The sequence below is a fragment of the Bacillus sp. LR--39 genome, assembly GCF_053613335.1.
In genome coordinates this window covers 1-2,384 of the sequence record NZ_JBSIOT010000040.1, presented here as the reverse complement: position 1 = coordinate 2,384, position 2,384 = coordinate 1, and the positions used below count along the sequence as shown (strand labels likewise).

General features: G+C 48.7%; 2 protein-coding genes. Both read left to right on the top strand.

Features of this window, described 5'->3' with window-relative positions:
* Positions 1–1,265, top strand: a 1,265-nt coding sequence (locus ACWHAR_RS19920) for an amino acid permease (RefSeq protein WP_452087605.1), incomplete at its 5' end; no start/stop codon positions are given.
* A gap of 73 nt (positions 1,266–1,338) precedes the next feature.
* On the top strand, positions 1,339–2,229 hold the full coding sequence (gene rocF / locus ACWHAR_RS19915) for an arginase (RefSeq protein WP_452087604.1): 891 nt from the start codon (positions 1,339–1,341) through the stop codon (positions 2,227–2,229).
* The last annotated feature ends 155 nt before the right edge of the window (positions 2,230–2,384 follow it).

Below are 2,384 nucleotides of genomic sequence, written 5' to 3'. Positions count from 1 at the left end.
TCGGCGCGGTTCTGTCCTATTTAGTGGGCGGATTTATCATGTTTTTGACCATGCTCTGCTTAGGAGAGCTGGCAGTCGCCTTTCCCGTGTCGGGGTCCTTCCAGACCTATGCCACGAAATTTATCAGCCCGGCCTTCGGGTTTGCGTTCGGCTGGCTGTACTGGCTCGGCTGGGCGGTTACATGCGCCATTGAATTCTTATCAGCGGGGCAGCTGATGCAACGCTGGTTTCCGCATATAGACGTATGGATTTGGTGTCTGGTCTTTGCGGCACTGATGTTTATTCTAAATGCGATCACCACAAAACCCTTTGCGGAATCTGAATTCTGGTTCTCGGGCATTAAAATTTTGATTATCCTTTTATTTATTATTCTCGGCGGAGCTGCCATGTTTGGCCTGATTGATCTGAAGGGCGGAGAGCAGGCGCCGTTTTTGACACATTTTTATGAAGACGGGTTATTTCCGAACGGCATAAAGGCAATGCTGATTACGATGATTACTGTGAATTTTGCGTTTCAGGGGACTGAGCTGAACGGGGTTGCAGCCGGAGAAAGTGAAGACCCTGAAAAAACGATTCCACGGTCGATCAAACAGACAGTATGGAGAACGCTTGTCTTCTTTGTGCTTTCAATCATTGTCATTGCCGGCATGATTCCGTGGAAACAGGCTGGAGTCGTGGAAAGTCCGTTTGTTGCCGTATTTGAGCAAATCGGAATCCCATATGCAGCTGATATCATGAACTTTGTTATTTTAATCGCACTGTTATCTGTTGCGAACTCAGGTTTATACGCATCGACACGTATTCTGTACGCGATGGCGAATGAAGGACAGGCCTTCAAAGCGCTCGGAAAAACAAATCAGCGCGGTGTGCCGATGTACTCGTTAATCGTAACGATGGCTGTGGCCTGCCTATCACTTCTGACAAAGTTTGCGCAGGCTGAAACCGTATATATGGTGCTGTTATCATTGGCGGGCATGAGCGCGCAGGTCGGCTGGATTACGATTTCGCTTTCCCAAATCATGTTCAGACGCAAATATATCCGCGAAGGCGGCAAGACAGAAGATCTGAAATTCAAAACACCGCTGTATCCGGTGCTTCCGCTGATCGGCCTGACGTTAAATACGGTCGTGCTTATCAGCCTTGCATTTGATCCGGAGCAGCGTATCGCGCTGTATTGCGGCGTACCGTTTATGATCATTTGCTACATCATTTATCATGTCGTCATTAAAAAACGCCAGCAGACAAATCGTCAGCTAGAGCTTTAAAAACGTTGTCCGCAAGTCATCTTTGTTATAACCCGCATAGGACATTATCTTAAATGTTGAGGTGGAATCACAGATGGATAAAATGATTTCGGTTATTGGAATGCCAATGGATTTAGGACAAGCACGACGCGGAGTGGATATGGGCCCGAGTGCCATCCGGTACGCTCATCTGATCGAGCGGCTGTCAGACATGGGGTATACGGTTGAAGATCTCGGTGACATTCCGATCAACCGCGAAAAAATCAAAAATGACGAGGAACTGAAAAACCTGAATTCCGTTTTGGCGGGAAATGAAAAACTCGCGCAAAAGGTCAACAAAGTCATCGAAGAGAAAAAATTCCCGCTTGTCCTGGGCGGTGACCACAGTATTGCAATCGGCACGCTTGCAGGCACAGCGAAGCATTACGATAATCTCGGCGTCATCTGGTATGACGCGCACGGCGATTTGAATACACTTGAAACTTCACCATCGGGCAATATTCACGGCATGCCGCTCGCGGTCAGCCTCGGCATTAGCCATGAGTCACTGGTTAACCTTGAAGGGTACGCGCCTAAAATCAAACCGGAAAACGTCGTTATCATTGGCGCCCGGTCACTTGATGAAGGGGAGCGCAAGTACATTAAGGAAAGCGGCATGAAGGTGTACACAATGCACGAAATCGACCGTCTTGGCATGACAAAGGTCATTGAAGAAACCCTTGATTATTTATCAGCATGTGATGGCGTCCATCTGAGCCTTGATCTGGACGGACTTGATCCGAACGACGCACCGGGTGTCGGAACCCCTGTCGTCGGCGGCATCAGCTACCGGGAGAGCCATTTGGCTATGGAAATGCTGTATGACGCAGGCATCATTACCTCAGCCGAATTCGTTGAGGTTAACCCGATCCTTGATCACAAAAACAAAACGGGTAAAACAGCAGTAGAGCTGGTAGAATCCCTGCTAGGGAAGAAGCTGCTGTAATAAGAAAACCCCCGCACCCGCGGGGGTTTCAGCGTGTCGACAAACCCTCGCATTCGTTTTCAGGCCTGCGCTTCGGTGCTCACGAATTCCAAACATTCGCTGCGCTCCAATGCTCGTTCTTCCTAGACTTCAAGGGTTTTCAATCACGCTGAAAA

Bases quoted from the DNA above. Each gene is read 5' to 3' on its own strand.
- rocF (WP_452087604.1), top strand. From the start codon at position 1,339: ATGGATAAAATGATTTCGGTTATTGGAATGCCAATGGATTTAGGACAA.